This window comes from Actinoallomurus iriomotensis (genome assembly GCF_030269445.1).
Taxonomy (GTDB): domain Bacteria; phylum Actinomycetota; class Actinomycetes; order Streptosporangiales; family Streptosporangiaceae; genus Actinoallomurus; species Actinoallomurus iriomotensis.
In genome coordinates, this window is the sequence record NZ_BSTJ01000016.1 from 229,330 (window position 1) to 243,193 (window position 13,864).

A 13,864-nucleotide genomic window follows, 5' to 3' on the forward strand; every position below is an offset into this window, starting at 1 on the left:
GGCAAAATCCCCGGTCAGCGGCCCATTGGACCCCGCGCGACCGGGGCCGCCGGAGGCCCCGTCGTACGATGCGGCTCATGAGATTCGCCATCGCGATCCCGCAGTTCTTCTCCGACGGCGCGTTCGATCCGGGGGCGTTCCGTGCCTATCTCTCACGCGCCGAGGAGCTCGGCTTCGAGAGCGCGTGGGCGCAGGAGCATCTGCTCGGGCCCTATCCGGTGCTCCGGCCGATCGAGACGATGACCTACGCCGCCGCCTGCACCGAGCGGCTGCGGCTCGGCTGCGCCGTGTTCGTGTCCACGCTGCACAACCCGGTGCATCTGGCGCAGAGCCTGAGCACGCTCGACCAGCTGAGCCGGGGGCGGGTCGAGGTCGGCGTCGGCACCGGCGGCAAGAGACGGCCCTTCGCCGCCTTCGAGGTCGATCCCGCCCGATACGCCGCGCGCTTCCACGAAGGGCTCGAGGTGATGAGGGCGCTGTGGAGCGAGCCGCGCGTCACCTTCACCGGGGAGTTCTGGCGGCTGGAGGACGCGACCCTGGAGCCCAAGCCGTTCCAGAAGCCCTTCCCTCCCGTCTGGTACGGCGGGTCGGGCCGGAACCTGCTGCGGCGTGCCGTACGCCACGGCCACGGCTTCTTCGGCGCCGGCTCCTCCCCCACCGCCGCGTTCGCCGACCAGGTCCGGACCGTACGCGAGGCGCTCGCCGAGGAGGGGCGGCCGGAAGAGGACTTCGCCATCGCCAAACGGGTCTACGTCGCCGTCGACGACGACGCCGGCCGGGCGCGCGACCGGATCGACACCGAGCTGGAGCGGCTGTACGGCCGCCGTTCGGCGGACATCGAGAGCGCGGCCGTCGCGGGCACCCCGGACGACTGCGTCCGCGAGCTGCGCCGAGTCGCCGAGGCCGGCGCGGAACTCATCCTGTTCACCCCGGTGTTCGACCCGGCCGAGCAGATGGAACGCCTGGCCGAGACGGTCATTCCCCGGCTCACCTAGTGTCCTGAGCCGTTGGTTCGCCGCGTAAGCCGTGGCGCGATCGGGTTCCGCTGACTCATCGTGACCGTGTCGGGAGACTCCCCGACGTCCACGATGGTCGACCGGTCCCGAGGCCATCCCCTTTGGCTCGGGACCGGTCGATTCGTGTCGCCGCGGCCGGTCGGTTCACCGGGCGGCGCTGGGCGGAGCGGGCCCTACCCCATTGTCGGGCCCGCCTTCGTTGGTCTCAGTGGCGTCGGACGCGATATCCGTCCCAAGGACGGTGAGCGGCGATTTCTTCGGATCGCTTGACCGCGCAACGATCGGAGACGGCCGCCGGCCGTCAGGATCCTCTCGGCGTCCCCCCTCGCCCGGCGGGCACCGCGGCCGCCCACCGCAGCCGCTCGATCGGCATTCCCTCGTCGCCGCAACCGTCCCGGATGTGCGCGACGGCCCGTGGCAGGACGACGTCGCGTACGGCGCGGCCCCGCTCGGTGAGCACCAGGTGCGTGACGCGCCGGTCCCACCTGTCCTCGACTCGTGACACCAGGCCGCGCGACACCAGGCGGTCGACCAGACGGGTCAGGCCGCTGGGCGAGAGCTCGATGTCCCTGGCCAGCCGCGCCGCCGCGTCGCCGCGCGTCCGCCGCGACGGAGGGACCGTCGGGATCACCGAGAGGACGTGCATCTCGGTGAGGTTGAGCCGGTGCTCCGCACGGAGCCGGCCGTCGAGCCGGCGCAGCCGTGAGTGGATGAGATGCAGGGCGCCGATGAGATCGCCGGCGTCACCGTCCGGCTCGGCGGGCGTCTCCGCGGCGACCGGCCGGCGCGAGTGCCGGCTCTCGCTCGCCTGCCGCGCCTGGAACATCTGCCGTGCACGCTCCACCGCGTACTCGCTCATGGCCCGCCTCCCCGAGTGCCTTGAGTCAGGCAACCGCCTCCCGATTGCCACATATTCCCAGGTCAGCGCATATGTCTCACTCTGCGGACATTGGGTGATCACCAAGCGTCACCGTCGCCTCAGAGGTGACCGGGCGTTCACAGCCTGCTCATTGGGCAGGCGTGGCGCCGCCCCTCCTGGCACTTTCAGGGTCGGCGGCGGACTATGGTGAACGCGTGTCGGAGTCGTTGCCGCGCAGGCTGCCCCGCGGGCGGCACGCGCTCTCTCGGGACGAACTGGAGCGCATCCAGCGCGCGCGGCTGTGCGCGGCGATGGCGGAGGTGATGGCCGAGAAGGGATACGTGGCCACCTCCGTCGCGGACGTACTCGCCCGGTCAGGGGTGTCGCGGCAGACCTTCTACCAGGTGTTCGACTCCAAGCTCGACTGCTTCATGACCGCGTTCGAGTTCGCGGCCGACCTGCTGATGCAGCGGCTGCTGGAGATGGTCGGCACCGACGAGAGCGGCGCGCTCGCGCCCGAGGTCGCCAATGATCCGCTGCGACGGTTCGAGCTGGCGTTCACCGCCTACCTCGAAGTGCTCGCCGCCGAGCTGCCCTACACCCGGCTGTTCCTGATCGAGGTGTACGCGGCCGGGTCCGCCGCCGTGCAGCGCCGGAGCCGGCTGCAGGGCACCATCACGACGGTGCTCGCCGACCTGCTGGGCGTCACCGACGAGGCGGGCCGCTTCACGTGCCAGACGATCGTCGCGGCGACCAGCGCCATGGTGACCAACGCCGCCGCGGAGAACGACGTCGCGGCGCTGCGCGCCGTCGGACCGCCGCTGATCGACCACATCCGTGTCCTCTGGAAGGCCGGCGCGTTCGGAGGGCAGGCCGCACCGTCCTCCCGGTGACGCCGGTGCCGCTCGGCGAAGCCGCTCCCTGAGTCATTCCCCGTACTCGCGGAGCAGGCCCCGGCTGATGATGGTCTTCTGGATCTCGCTGGTGCCCTCACCGATCAGCAGGAACGGCGCCTCGCGCATCAGCCGCTCGATCTCGTACTCCTTCGAGTAGCCGTAGCCGCCGTGAATCCGGAAGGCGTCCTGCGTGACCTCCATGCAGTACTCGGAGGCGAGCAGCTTGGCCATCCCGGCCTGGACGTCGTTGCGCTCCCCCGAATCCTTCAGCCGCGCCGCGTTCACCATCATCAGATGAGCGGCCTCGACCTTCGTCGCCATCTCCGCGAGCTTGAAGGCGATCGCCTGGTGACCGGCGATGGCCCGCCCGAACGCGTGGCGCTCCTGGGCGTACGCCACGGCCAGCTCGAACGCCCGGACGGCGATGCCGCAGGCGCGCGCCGCCACGTTCACCCGGCCGACCTCGATGCCGTCCATCATCTGGCGGAAGCCGGTGCCCGGCGCGGCGCCGAGGACCGCGTCCGCCCCGACCCGGAGGCCGGAGAAGACGGCCTCCGTCGTGTCGACGCCCTTGTAGCCCATCTTCTCGATCTTGCCCGGGATGGTAAGCCCGGGCCGGACCTCGCCGAAGCCCTCCGGCTTCTCGATCAGGAAGGCGGTCAGGTTGTCGTGCGGCCGTCGCGCGCCCTCGTCCGTACGGGCCAGCAGGGCGATGAGGTTGGCGCTGCCGCCGTTGGTCAGCCACATCTTCGTGCCGTCGATGACGTACTCGTCACCGTCCCGCCGGGCGTGCGTCCTGATCGCCGCGACGTCGGAGCCGAGGTCCGGTTCGGACATCGAGAACGCCCCGCGCACGGCCCCTTCGGCCATCCTGGGCAGGAAGTGCCGCTTCTGTGCCTCCGTGCCGTACCGCTGGAGCATGTAGGCGACGATGAAGTGCGTGTTGATCACGCCGGAGACGCTCATCCAGCCTCGTGCGATCTCCTCGACGACGAGCGCGTACGTCAGCAGCGACTCGCCGAGCCCGCCGTACTCCTCCGGGATCATCAGGCCGAACAATCCGAGCCGCCGCATGCCGTCGACGATGTCCTGGGGATAGGTGTCGGAGCGCTCCAGCTCACGGGCGTGCGGAATGATCTCCTTGCTGACGAAGTCCCGTACGGTGCTCAGGATCTCCTGCTGCAGATCGGTGAGCCCGGCGGTGTGGGCGAGTCGTGCCATCGCGTTCCCTGCCTCAGTGGTGCGGTCGGATCGGAGACGCCGGTACGGCGACGAGCGAGGATCAGGGGGACACTCCGCCGATGACGCCCGCCTCGGACAGCCGCGAGAGGTCCGCCCGCGTGAGGCCGAGCACGTCGGAGAGCACCTCGTGAGTGTGGGCGCCCAGGCGGGGCGCGGCGGCCGGAGGAGCCGATCCGCCGCCGGACCAGCGCAGCGGGCTGCCGGCCGAGGCGACCACCCCGGTCCCCGGCTGCTCCACCTGCGCGATCAGGGGGTCGCCCGCCGCGGCGGCCTCGGTGAACGTCCGGTACGGGCCCCACAGCACGCGTGCGGCGTCGAGCGCGCGCCCGGCCTCCTCGGCCGTCCGGTCCTCGAACCACGGCCGCAGGATGGGCTCGATCACCTTCCGCCAGCGGTAGCGGTCGTCGTCCTGGGAGAAGTCGGCCCGCAGCGCCTCCCCCATCGCCGCGAACACCTTCTCGGTGCCGGTGGCCCGGCACAGGGCGCGCCACTGCGAGGCGGTCAGCGCCACCACCATGACCCGCCTCCCGTCGCGGGTGGCGAAGTCGACGCCGAAGGCGCCGTAGAGATGGTTGCCCTGCTTGGCACGGTCATGGCCGCTCAGCTGGGCCTCGGCCAGCCAGCCCAGGTTGGCGACGCTCGCCAGTGCCACGTCGGCGAGGGCGAGCTCGATGAGACCTCCGCGGCCGGTCCGCTGCCGCCGGTGCAGGGCCGCCAGGAGTCCGGTGGTCGCCGTCATGCCGGTGAGCAGGTCCCATGCCGGCAGGACGTGGTTGACGGGCGTCGTGGTCGTCTCCGGGCCGGTCACGTCGGGGACCCCGGTCGCGGCGTTCACGGTGTAGTCGACCGCCGGCCGCCCGTCCGCGTGACCCTGGATGCGCAGGTGGATCAGGTCGGGCCGCCTCTTCGCGAGCGTGTCGTAGGACAGCCACGCGCGGCCGGTGTTCTCCAGGAGGATCCCGGCCTGCGGGCCGGGCGCGGTGACCAACGCGGTGACCAGCTCCCGGCCCTCGGGCGCGGACAGGTCGACGGTCACCGAACGCTTCCCCTTGTTGAGGCCGTTCCAGTACAGGCTCCCGCCCGCCGGGGCGAGCGGCCAGCGCCGGTGGTCGGGCCCGCCGCCGATCGCGTCGACGCGGATGACGTCCGCGCCCAGCTGTGCCAGCGCCATACCGCCGGACGGGCCCGCGACGAAGGTCGCGCACTCGACCACGCGCAACCCCGCGAGCGGCCGGTCCAGGTCCGTACTCACCGCGACGCCTCCCTTGGAGAACCCGTCATGCTGGAACCGTCAGGCCGCTCGGGGCGCGGCCGGCGTCAGCGTTTCACTGTGTCGAAGATCTGTGGGAGCGGCATGACGTTCTGGTTCTGCTGCGCGCGCAGGCCTGTCTCCCTTCGTGTCAGGATCGACGGCCGGTTCGACGATATCCATTTCGCCTCCGTTGCCAAGGCCCGCGCACAGCGACGCGCCGAAGCGACCTTTCGGTGCTTTAACGGCAATCCAGGCAACTCATACGATTCGGCGCATCAAGCCCACGATGCCTCACGGAAGCGAGATGGCGATGACCGCAGAGTCGACGGACGAGGGTCTGCTCCGGATGGACCGGCTGCCGATGGCCGACGATCGAGGTGAGGGCTACGCGATCCTGCGCGCGGCAGGGCCCGTGGTGCACGCCGACACCGGCTATCTCGTCACGACGCGCGAGCTGGCCGAGCACGTCTTCAAGAACCCCGGGACCTTCTCGTCGCAGCAGGCGTTCGACACGCTCGGCAGCCCCGTGCCGCTGGTGCCCATCGCCTTCGACCCGCCCGCCCACACCCGCTACCGGCGCCTGCTCCAGCCGTTCTTCACCCCGCGCGCGGCCGCGACCTTAGAACAGGCGGTGCGGGACGACGCGGTCGCGCTCATCGACACCGTGGCCGAACGCGGTTCCTGCGACGTGGTCACCGAGCTCGCGCGGCCGATACCGGCCGCGGCGTTCCTCGCCCTCTTCGGCATACCCGCGCACGACCTCGATCGCCTCCTCTCCTGGCGCGAGGTCATCGTCCAGCTGGCCGACCTGTCCGGATCGGGCGAGGCGACACCCGAGGCGGTGCGGTCGGCGGCCGAGCTGTACGCCTACGTCGCCGCGCACGTCGCCGAGTGCCGGGCCGGCCGGGCCGACGGCCTCCTGCGCGACCTGTTCGAGAACGACTCGGCGGACGAGCCGTTCACCGACGAGGAGGCCATCGGCCTCTGCTTCATCTTCGTCCTGGCCGGCGTCGACACCGTGACGAGTGCGCTGAGCCTGATGTTCGCCCGGCTGGCCACGCACCCCGAACTGCGCCGCCGGCTCGCCGAGGACCCCTCCGCCATCCCGGCGGCGATCGAGGAGATGCTGCGGATCGACCCGCCCAACGCCGTCATCCCGCGGGTGGCGGCCAAGGACGTCGTCCTGGAGGGCGTGCGCATTCCGGCGGGGACCAGCGTGGGGGTGGCCATGGGCGCCGTCAACCGGGATCCCCGGGAACTGAACGACCCGGACGCCTTCGACCCGGGCCGCGAGTACAACAACCTGACCTGGGGCAGCGGGCCGCACCGGTGCATCGGCGTCCACCTGGCCCGGGTCCAGCTGCGGATCGTCCTGGAGGAGTGGCACCGCCGCATCCCCGAGTACGAGCTGGCCCCCGGCGCCCGGCCCCAGGTGATCTGGCCGACCGGGGTCGTCGGCATCAACAGCGTCCCGGTGGTGTTCCCGGCGGCCCCCTGAGCGCTACACGGAGGTGCCACACCCCGGCTATCGCGTCAGGGGACCGTCCAGGGCCGTCCCGTACAGGTGTGACACGCGAAGCCTGATGACCAGGCGCCGGTCTCGCACCATCCGCTCGAAGAACTCCGTTTCGTCGGCCGGATCGGTGATCCCGAACAGCGGCAGCAGTTCCCGGCCGATGGCGTCGCCGGGCCGCGTGGTGACGTCCGAGACCTCCGCCTCGCCCTCGGCCACCGCGTAGGAGAGCACGGTTTCGCCCTGCACCTGGAACGTCGCGCGCGGGTCCTTGAGGAGGTGACGGACCTTGATGCGGTCGGCGACCGACGGGATCCGGATGATCCGCTCGTGCGGGTCCCAGGCGTAGACCATCGAGGCCAGATGCGGCTGGCCGCTGCGCTTCAGGGTCGCCAGCACGCCGAACTGCTGCCCGCCGAGAAGACGGACCGCCTCCTGCTCGGTGAGGGCCCGCGGGCCCGGCCCCTGGCCGGGGCGGTGTACGGCGGTGGTGTCGCTCATCTGAATCAAGCCCTTCCGGGTTCCGGTGAGATCATGCAGAACAGACCATAGCGGATAGTTCCGTTCTAGACGATCCACTTCAGTCCAATCTGTACACCGGCCGCGCCGGTCGCGAAGGCAACGGGAGGGCGCCTTCGCCTGCGCCGGCGACGCTCCAGGCCGCCGACGACGAGCCCGGCCACCTCTGGCCCCGTCAGGGCCCGCGGTTCGATTCCACGGCACCCGTGTACTCGCCGCTGCCTCCATGCCAGGATCTGAGGCAGAATTGTTGACAATTTTGGAGCCAGATTGTCATCATGGGCCGGGGCGCTCGCCCTGTCCCGGAGCTACGGCGAGGAAGGGTTGCGGCCGGTATGAGCGGCGCGAACACGACGGACGGCATCCGCTGCATGGTGATGCGCGGCGGCACGTCCAAGGGCGCCTACTTCCTCGCCGAGGACCTGCCCGCGGACCCCGCCGAACGTGACGCGTTGCTGTTGCGCGTGATGGGCACGCCCGATCCCCGGCAGATCGACGGCATCGGCGGCGCACACCCGCTGACCAGCAAGGTCGCGGTCGTCTCCCCGGCCGGTGAGCCGGACGTCGACGTCGACTACCTGTTCCTGCAGCTCGGCGTGGACGAGCCGACCGTGTCCGACCGGCAGAACTGCGGCAACATCCTGGCCGGGATCGGGCCGTTCGCGGTCGAACGCGGTCTGGTCGAGGCCGGGCCGGAGCAGACGAGTGTGCGGATCCGGATGGTCAACTCCGGCGGCGTCGTCACCGCGTCGTTCCCCACCCCCGGCGGTGTCCCCCGCTACGACGGGGACACCGCGATCTCCGGCGTACCCGGCACCGCGGCGCCGATCGTCCTCGACTTCGAGAACACCGAGGGCTCGGCGTGCGGCGCGCTGCTGCCGACCGGGAACGTCCGCGACATCGTCGACGGCATCGAGGTCACCTGCGTCGACAACGGCATGCCCGTCGTCGTCGCCGCGGCGTCCGACCTGGGGATCACCGGTTACGAGACCGTCGCCGACCTGGCCCGTGACGAGGAGTTGCGCGAGCGGATCCAGTCGCTGCGGCTGCGCGCCGGGAAGCTGATGGGGCTGGGCGACGTGTCCGCCGGCTCCGTCCCCAAGACGACGCTGGTGGCGCCGCCCCGCGAGGACGGGATGATCTGCACGCGCACGTTCATCCCGCTGCGCGTCCACACCTCGATCGGCGTGCTCGGCGCCGTCACGGTGGCGACCGCGCTGCTGATGGACGGCGCGGCCGGCCACGACCTCGCTCGGCTTCCGGCACCGGGTGAGCCGATGAGCATCGAGCATCCCACCGGCCGGCTGGACGTCGCGGTCGAACTGGACGGGACGTCGGTACGGCGGTCCAGCGTCGTCCGCACGGCCCGCAAGCTCCTGGACGGAACCGTCTTTCCCCGGAGGTCCCAGTGACCATCGCACATGAGATCGCACACGTCGGGAACGTCGAACCGCTGACGCCCGAGCCGGGCAGGAGCCGGTGATTCCTCACCCGCGTCATGGGCCTGACCGAGGTCGGCGCCGAGGGTGACTCGGTGTACCTGCACACCTGGGACGACTACGAGCATCACACGCTCAAGCTCACCGCGCATCACACCTCCGGGATCCGCCGCACCGCGCCGCGCACGTGGTCCCGGGAGGCGCTCGGCCGGCGGGTCAAGGCCATCGAGGAGGCGGGGCCGGGCGTCAGCCGGCGCGACGGCGACCCCGACATCGGCCCCACCTACGTCTTCCGCGATGGGCGTCCCCCTGGCCACCGCCTTCTGCGAGCGCGACTTCACCATGGGCGATCTCAAACGGGTGTACGAGGCGGTGTGGGGCGTTCCCCTGGACCTCCTGAACCTCTACCGCAAGGGCCCCGCCACACAGCTCTATCCGCCGATGACGCGCACCTCCCACGCCGGTCAGGACAGTCCCGCTCGGACCGGCGGCCGCTCCCCGGAATAGCGAGAAACCGGCGGCGCCTCCGCATTATCGCCCGCATGGGCAGAGGGTCGTATCCGTGCTGCGACTTTGGTACGCACGAAACAGCCGGACGGTATAGATATACATTCGCGCTCTTGGGGATGACCGCCGCGCGATGACGCAATATTCTGCGTAGCGTATTGGCCGTACATGCTCAATTGAGCCGAGTTTGAAACTAAGTGTTCGACCAGCATACGGCGTCTTCACGCCCCTTACATGGAGGTCCGTTCGTGCCGAACCGCTTGATCGCTTTCCTTTCCGATACGGGAAGCGCAGACGAGGCGCATGCCTTGTGCAAAGGGCTGATGTACACGATCGCGCCAACCGCATTAGTCGTCGACATCACTCATGACGTCACCCCGTTCGCCGTCCGCGAAGGCGCCCTCTACCTCGCCGACGTGCCGGCATCCTTTCCCGAGAACTCGGTGATATGCGCGTACGTCTACCCTGAGACCGGGACCGCCACCAGGACGATCGTCGTCCGTAACGAGAAGGATCAGCTCCTCGTCGCACCGAACAACGGCCTGCTCACCCATGCCCTGCGGTCGGTTCCCGCCGTCGAGTGCCACGAGGTGACCTCGCCCGACGTCATGCACCAGCCGGTGACGCCGACCTGGTACGGCAAGGACGTCGTCGCGGCCTGCGCCGGGCACCTCGCCGCCGGCACCCCGCTCTCCGAGGTGGGTCCGAAGCTGGACCTCGACAAGATCGTACGGTTCCCGTACTCGGAGCCCGAGCGCCTGGACAACGGCGCGCGCGGCGAGGTCGTCCGCATCGACAAGGCGTTCGGCAACGTCTGGACGAACGTCCCCCAGGCGCTGCTTCCCGACCGCGAGGCGGCCCCGGGCGAGCGGCTCCAGATCGCGCTGGACGGCAACGCCCTCGACATCCCCTTCTGCCACACGTTCGGTGAGGTGGGCGTGGGCGAGCCGCTGGCGTACGTCAACAGCCGCGGCTCATTCGCCCTGGGCGTCAACCAGGGAAGCTTCGTCGAGAAGTGGGCCGTGGTCCCCGGAGCGAGTGTCGTGATCACCTTCGGCTGATTCACCGGACGCGCCCCCGACCGGCCACGCGGGCCGATCGGGGGCGCGCCGCCGTTCCGGGGTCAGTCGCCCCAGACCGCCGGACTCGCGTCGGCCGTGGGCTGGAGCACCGCCTCCACGAGAGAGTCGGTACGGAGGTGAGTGCCGCGCTGGTATTCCTCGTCGCGCACCATCTCGGAGAAGGCGTACCGGCTCGGGTAGGAGACGAGTAACACGGCGTCCCAGTCCTGCCCCTGCTCGGCGACGATGGGGTCGAAGCCGAGGCCGTAATAGATGATGGCGGCGCCCACCTGCTCCGCGGAGCGCCTGAAGTGGCGCAGATAATCGGCGTACCCTTCGGCGCCGCCGTCCTTGAAGCGGAGCAGGTTCAGCATCACCACCGGCCGCTCCGGCTCGTGCGCCAGAAAGCGCTTGAGGTCCTTGCCCGTCGGATCGATCGCCATACGACACCAGCCCATCCGTTGGTCGACTGCGTCCATCTTGCCCGCGATGGGCCGGCCGGCCCAGACCACCGGCGGCGGTCACACCAGCGGACGGCCCGTGCGGATGCGCCGGCGTACGTCCCATATCAGCAGGTCGAAGGGGAATCGCCGGACCGGCGGAGGCTGTACGCGGACCACCGCCCGGACGACGGCGACGAGCCGGTCGAACCGGCGCTGGTCCCGGTCGCTCCAGGGCAGCCGCATCTCCTCACGGAAGTCCGGGGGCAGGAACCCGGTCGTGACGAACCGGTTGAACCCTCCGAAGGCCGCGCTGACCGGCCAGGGCAGGAACCGCAGGTCGGCGATGTCGAGCAGGTGACGGCGGACCGGCTCGTCGATCGAGACCTGTTTCATCTCCCCGCGCCAGTAGTCCTCGAAGGCCTCACGGTCCGCGGGCCAGGCCTCCGGCGGCACCTGCAGCGTCGTGCCCAGCGTGGCCGCCGCCTGGTACAGCCGCTCCCGGTCGGCGGGCTCGAGCGGGCCGACGAACGCCTGGTAGGTGTCCTCGAACCCTCGGTAGAGGCACGCGGCGACCCAGAGTTGCAGGCCGGGGTCGAACGCGTCGTACCGCACCGGACTGTCCGGCCCCGAGCGCACCTGCGCGTGCGACCTGTTCACCGCCTTGCGGTAGGCCGCCTTCTCCTCCGGGGTGCCGAGGAGGGCGACGGCCAGGTAACTGAAGGTCGTCCGGGACCGTTTGATCGGGTGACGGTGCAGCTGCCCGCTCTCCACCTTGCTCTCGATCACGCCGTAGCCGACCTCCGGACGAGCCAGCTGCATGATCACGTTGGCGGCGCCCGCCATGAGCGCGGCGCCGACGATCACCTTCTTGTCCAGCGGAACGGGTTCGGTGGCCGACATGGCAGCTCCGGGGGAAAATATTCTGACAACGCCTGTTATCAGATTCCTCGCCGGAGAACGACCTGTCAAGATGGCCGCATGGCTGCTGCGGAGATGCGGACCTACGGAGGCGTCAGCGGCGCCGACCGCAGGGCGGAGCGGCGGGCGCAGCTGATCGAGGCGGGCCTGGACCTGCTCGGCGGTGCCGGGGGCGACCAGCTCACCGTGCGCCGGGTGTGCCAGCGGGCCGGGCTGACCGCGCGCTACTTCTACGAGAGCTTCCCCGGCCGCGACGAGCTCGTGGCGGCCGTCTACGAGCACGTCGTCCAGACCGTCGCCGCGGCCGCCCTGTCCGCGCTGGAGGCCGCCGGGCCCGAGACCGACGTGAAGATCCGCGCCGGCATCGAGCACCTGGTCCGCGCCGTGGCCGGCGACCCGCGCCACGGGCGGGTGCTGTTCTCGGTCACGCTGACCGATCCCCTGCTCGCCCGGCGGCGGCTGGAGTCCTCCACGTTCTTCGCCCGGCTGCTCAGCGGGCAGGCCAGGGAGGTCTACGGCATCGCGGACAGCCCGGAACTCGACCTCGTCGCCCAGTTCGTCGTGGGCGGTCTCGCGCAGACGCTGACCGCCTGGCTGTCCGGCGCTCTCACGGTGAGCGAGGAGGAGCTCGTGGCCGAGTGCGCGAAGATCTTCACCGCCATCGCCGGCCGCGAAGGCGCCGGCTGACCCTTCACCGGCCGGGGTTCGGCGCCTTCTCGTCCTGGTTCGCGATGACCTGGGGCAGCGCCGTGGAGATGATGTGCAGGAGGGCCTCCTCCAGCAGCAGGTAGGCCTGGCGGCGGGTCAGGCGGCCGCGTCGGAGCCATTCCCGGGAGATCGACTCCGCCATCCCGCTGTAGCCGCGCAGGACGGCGTTGACCTCCGGGTGCTCGGCGGCCAGCGTGGTCATGCCGACGACCTCGTTGATGCGGTCGACCGCACGTTCGCGGGCGTCGTCCAGGACACGGGCGAGCTGCGGGTCACCGCCGGAACCGGTCATCTCCAACGCGGCGAGCCATGCCTCGGAGTGGCGGTCGAGCAGTTCCAGCCGGCCGTCGATGCTCGCCGACACCCGTTCTCGCACGCTGGCGCCCTCGGCCCGATCGCCTGCCGCGGCGATCCGCTGTTCACCTTGAGGGACATCACGACGTTGGGCAGGTCCGCGGTGAGGCTCGGCAGCGTCTCCCGGTACGCGGTGATGAGGACGCCGCTCTTGCGGATCACCGTGACCATGCCGGACAGGAACCCCTTGAGCCGGGTGCGCTCCCCGGTGAGCAGCCGGCCGGCGCCGGCGATGTCGTCGATGGTGCCGCCCAGGTCGCGGTCCCGGCGGTTCGGCCCGGCGGCGAACGCGCGCAGGTTCCTGGCGAGGCGGACGATCCGCTGGTCCTGCGCGGCCAGGTCCTGGGTGAGGCCGGCGGTGGACTGGAGTGCCCGGTTGAGGTCGTCGCCCTTGCCGTTCAGGGCGAGCGACGATCGTCGCCGCGCGCGAGCCGTGCCATCGCCGTACGGCGCCTCAACGCAGGTCGGCCGGCCCGCCGCTAGGCGGACGGCTCGGGCACGAGCTCGATGGCCAGGCCGCTGGCTGGACACGGCCGCGACGGTCGCGTTCGGCGCCGCGCTCGTGGGGCCGGCGTTCATCCGGTCCGGCCCGAGGAGGAGCCGGCCACCGTACGGGAGCGGGCGCAGGGAGTCTGATGACGGCCGTCGGTCCCTAACCGCTGATGCTTCGCCCGGTTCTGCCCTTTGATGTCCTCCCCATGGATATGACACCGTGACGTCCGATCCGTACGCCTCGCCGGTCGGATGGTTCGCCGCGCGGCGCCTCGAACGGCCCGGAGCCGTCCACGCGACGCCGCTCGGCGATCCGGTGCGAGGAATCACCCGCGGGTGCCCGCTCAGGCTGATCTACGTGACCGCGATCCGCTGTCGCCCCGGGATCCGGACTGAGGCGGGCTGAGGCGGCCGGGCCGTCATACGGCCAGGTTCGCCCGGCCCCTGCGGACGCGGACCCGGCGATCACGCCACGACGGTGCCGGCACGGGCCCGCGGACGTACGCCGGGCAGTTCGCGACGGCGGGGCGGACCGGGTGGGACGCGGGGTCGTTGGCCTGGATGGCCAGGCTCACCAGGGACTGCAGCAGGAACAGGTCGCCTTCGGTGTCGAGGTGGACCTGGACCCAGCCGGTGTCCGCGAAG

The 13,864-nt window shown here is 70.8% G+C and carries 16 protein-coding genes; 7 read left to right on the forward strand and 9 right to left on the reverse strand.

Features of this window, described 5'->3' with window-relative positions; all coding sequences use genetic code 11:
• The first annotated feature begins 77 nt into the window (after positions 1 to 77).
• The gene (locus tag QSK37_RS45850; protein ID WP_285634683.1) at positions 78 to 995 is read left to right on the forward strand and encodes an LLM class flavin-dependent oxidoreductase; all 918 of its coding nucleotides are present in this window, start codon (positions 78 to 80) and stop codon (positions 993 to 995) included.
• A gap of 322 nt (positions 996 to 1,317) precedes the next feature.
• Here the strand turns inward: QSK37_RS45850 and QSK37_RS45855 are convergent, their stop codons facing one another.
• Positions 1,318 to 1,875, reverse strand: coding sequence for a MarR family winged helix-turn-helix transcriptional regulator (locus tag QSK37_RS45855; protein ID WP_285634686.1), 558 nt, complete (start codon positions 1,873 to 1,875; stop codon positions 1,318 to 1,320).
• A gap of 215 nt (positions 1,876 to 2,090) precedes the next feature.
• Between QSK37_RS45855 and QSK37_RS45860 the strand changes: the two genes are divergently transcribed.
• Entirely contained in the window at positions 2,091 to 2,768 is a 678-nt protein-coding gene (locus tag QSK37_RS45860; protein ID WP_285634689.1) for a TetR/AcrR family transcriptional regulator, read from the forward strand.
• Between the two features lie 33 nt (positions 2,769 to 2,801).
• Here QSK37_RS45860 and QSK37_RS45865 read toward each other — a convergent pair whose 3' ends face one another.
• Together QSK37_RS45865 and QSK37_RS45870 are read right to left on the reverse strand one after the other, a co-directional pair.
• Positions 2,802 to 3,992 (reverse strand): acyl-CoA dehydrogenase family protein, encoded by a 1,191-nt coding sequence (locus tag QSK37_RS45865; RefSeq protein WP_285634692.1) that lies wholly within the window; start codon positions 3,990 to 3,992, stop codon positions 2,802 to 2,804.
• Between the two features lie 61 nt (positions 3,993 to 4,053).
• Positions 4,054 to 5,265 (reverse strand): CoA transferase, encoded by a 1,212-nt coding sequence (locus QSK37_RS45870; protein ID WP_285634695.1) that lies wholly within the window; start codon positions 5,263 to 5,265, stop codon positions 4,054 to 4,056.
• 304 nt (positions 5,266 to 5,569) lie between these two features.
• On the opposite strand from QSK37_RS45870, the gene QSK37_RS45875 reads away from it, so the two are divergent.
• Positions 5,570 to 6,763 carry a cytochrome P450 gene (locus QSK37_RS45875; protein WP_285634698.1) on the forward strand — a complete coding sequence of 398 codons (1,194 nt, stop codon included), beginning with the start codon at positions 5,570 to 5,572 and terminating at the stop codon, positions 6,761 to 6,763.
• A gap of 27 nt (positions 6,764 to 6,790) precedes the next feature.
• Here the strand turns inward: QSK37_RS45875 and QSK37_RS45880 are convergent, their stop codons facing one another.
• Complete coding sequence (locus QSK37_RS45880) at positions 6,791 to 7,279, reverse strand: TIGR03618 family F420-dependent PPOX class oxidoreductase (protein ID WP_285634701.1); 489 nt, start codon at positions 7,277 to 7,279, stop codon at positions 6,791 to 6,793.
• 353 nt (positions 7,280 to 7,632) lie between these two features.
• On the opposite strand from QSK37_RS45880, the gene QSK37_RS45885 reads away from it, so the two are divergent.
• The 3 genes from QSK37_RS45885 (at position 7,633) to QSK37_RS45895 (ending at position 10,304) form a co-directional block, all read left to right on the forward strand.
• Positions 7,633 to 8,709, forward strand: coding sequence for a 4-oxalomesaconate tautomerase (locus QSK37_RS45885; protein ID WP_285634703.1), 1,077 nt, complete (start codon positions 7,633 to 7,635; stop codon positions 8,707 to 8,709).
• A 324-nt stretch (positions 8,710 to 9,033) separates the two neighbouring features.
• Complete coding sequence (locus tag QSK37_RS45890) at positions 9,034 to 9,243, forward strand: hypothetical protein (RefSeq protein ID WP_349498047.1); 210 nt, start codon at positions 9,034 to 9,036, stop codon at positions 9,241 to 9,243.
• 248 nt (positions 9,244 to 9,491) lie between these two features.
• Positions 9,492 to 10,304 (forward strand): SAM hydrolase/SAM-dependent halogenase family protein, encoded by an 813-nt coding sequence (locus QSK37_RS45895; protein ID WP_285634705.1) that lies wholly within the window; start codon positions 9,492 to 9,494, stop codon positions 10,302 to 10,304.
• Between the two features lie 62 nt (positions 10,305 to 10,366).
• Here the strand turns inward: QSK37_RS45895 and QSK37_RS45900 are convergent, their stop codons facing one another.
• Positions 10,367 to 10,747, reverse strand: a complete 381-nt coding sequence (locus tag QSK37_RS45900; protein ID WP_285634707.1) for a DUF1330 domain-containing protein — start codon at positions 10,745 to 10,747, stop codon at positions 10,367 to 10,369.
• Positions 10,748 to 10,825: 78 nt separating this feature from the next.
• A complete protein-coding gene (locus tag QSK37_RS45905) occupies positions 10,826 to 11,647 on the reverse strand; it encodes an oxygenase MpaB family protein (RefSeq protein ID WP_285634709.1) in 822 nt (273 codons plus the stop codon).
• 78 nt (positions 11,648 to 11,725) lie between these two features.
• Between QSK37_RS45905 and QSK37_RS45910 the strand changes: the two genes are divergently transcribed.
• On the forward strand, positions 11,726 to 12,352 hold the full coding sequence (locus tag QSK37_RS45910) for a TetR/AcrR family transcriptional regulator (protein ID WP_285634712.1): 627 nt from the start codon (positions 11,726 to 11,728) through the stop codon (positions 12,350 to 12,352).
• A gap of 4 nt (positions 12,353 to 12,356) precedes the next feature.
• Here QSK37_RS45910 and QSK37_RS45915 read toward each other — a convergent pair whose 3' ends face one another.
• From QSK37_RS45915 to QSK37_RS45925, 3 genes are all read right to left on the reverse strand, one after another.
• On the reverse strand, positions 12,357 to 12,749 hold the full coding sequence (locus tag QSK37_RS45915; protein WP_285634715.1) for a hypothetical protein: 393 nt from the start codon (positions 12,747 to 12,749) through the stop codon (positions 12,357 to 12,359).
• Positions 12,662 to 13,258, reverse strand: coding sequence for an Mce/MlaD family protein (locus QSK37_RS45920; protein ID WP_285634718.1), 597 nt, complete (start codon positions 13,256 to 13,258; stop codon positions 12,662 to 12,664). Before QSK37_RS45920 ends, QSK37_RS45915 begins: the two co-directional genes overlap by 88 nt.
• Positions 13,259 to 13,638: 380 nt before the next feature.
• Positions 13,639 to 13,864 (reverse strand): hypothetical protein (locus tag QSK37_RS45925; RefSeq protein WP_285634721.1); only part of this gene is annotated, 226 nt, incomplete at its 5' end.

Bases quoted from the DNA above. Each gene is read 5' to 3' on its own strand.
- QSK37_RS45850 (WP_285634683.1), top strand. From the start codon at position 78: ATGAGATTCGCCATCGCGATCCCGCAGTTCTTCTCCGACGGCGCGTTC.
- QSK37_RS45855 (WP_285634686.1), bottom strand. From the start codon at position 1,875: ATGAGCGAGTACGCGGTGGAGCGTGCACGGCAGATGTTCCAGGCGCGG.
- QSK37_RS45865 (WP_285634692.1), bottom strand. From the start codon at position 3,992: ATGGCACGACTCGCCCACACCGCCGGGCTCACCGATCTGCAGCAGGAG.
- QSK37_RS45875 (WP_285634698.1), top strand. From the start codon at position 5,570: ATGGCGATGACCGCAGAGTCGACGGACGAGGGTCTGCTCCGGATGGAC.
- QSK37_RS45880 (WP_285634701.1), bottom strand. From the start codon at position 7,279: ATGAGCGACACCACCGCCGTACACCGCCCCGGCCAGGGGCCGGGCCCG.
- QSK37_RS45885 (WP_285634703.1), top strand. From the start codon at position 7,633: ATGAGCGGCGCGAACACGACGGACGGCATCCGCTGCATGGTGATGCGC.
- QSK37_RS45890 (WP_349498047.1), top strand. From the start codon at position 9,034: ATGGGCGTCCCCCTGGCCACCGCCTTCTGCGAGCGCGACTTCACCATG.
- QSK37_RS45900 (WP_285634707.1), bottom strand. From the start codon at position 10,747: ATGGCGATCGATCCGACGGGCAAGGACCTCAAGCGCTTTCTGGCGCAC.
- QSK37_RS45905 (WP_285634709.1), bottom strand. From the start codon at position 11,647: ATGTCGGCCACCGAACCCGTTCCGCTGGACAAGAAGGTGATCGTCGGC.
- QSK37_RS45910 (WP_285634712.1), top strand. From the start codon at position 11,726: ATGGCTGCTGCGGAGATGCGGACCTACGGAGGCGTCAGCGGCGCCGAC.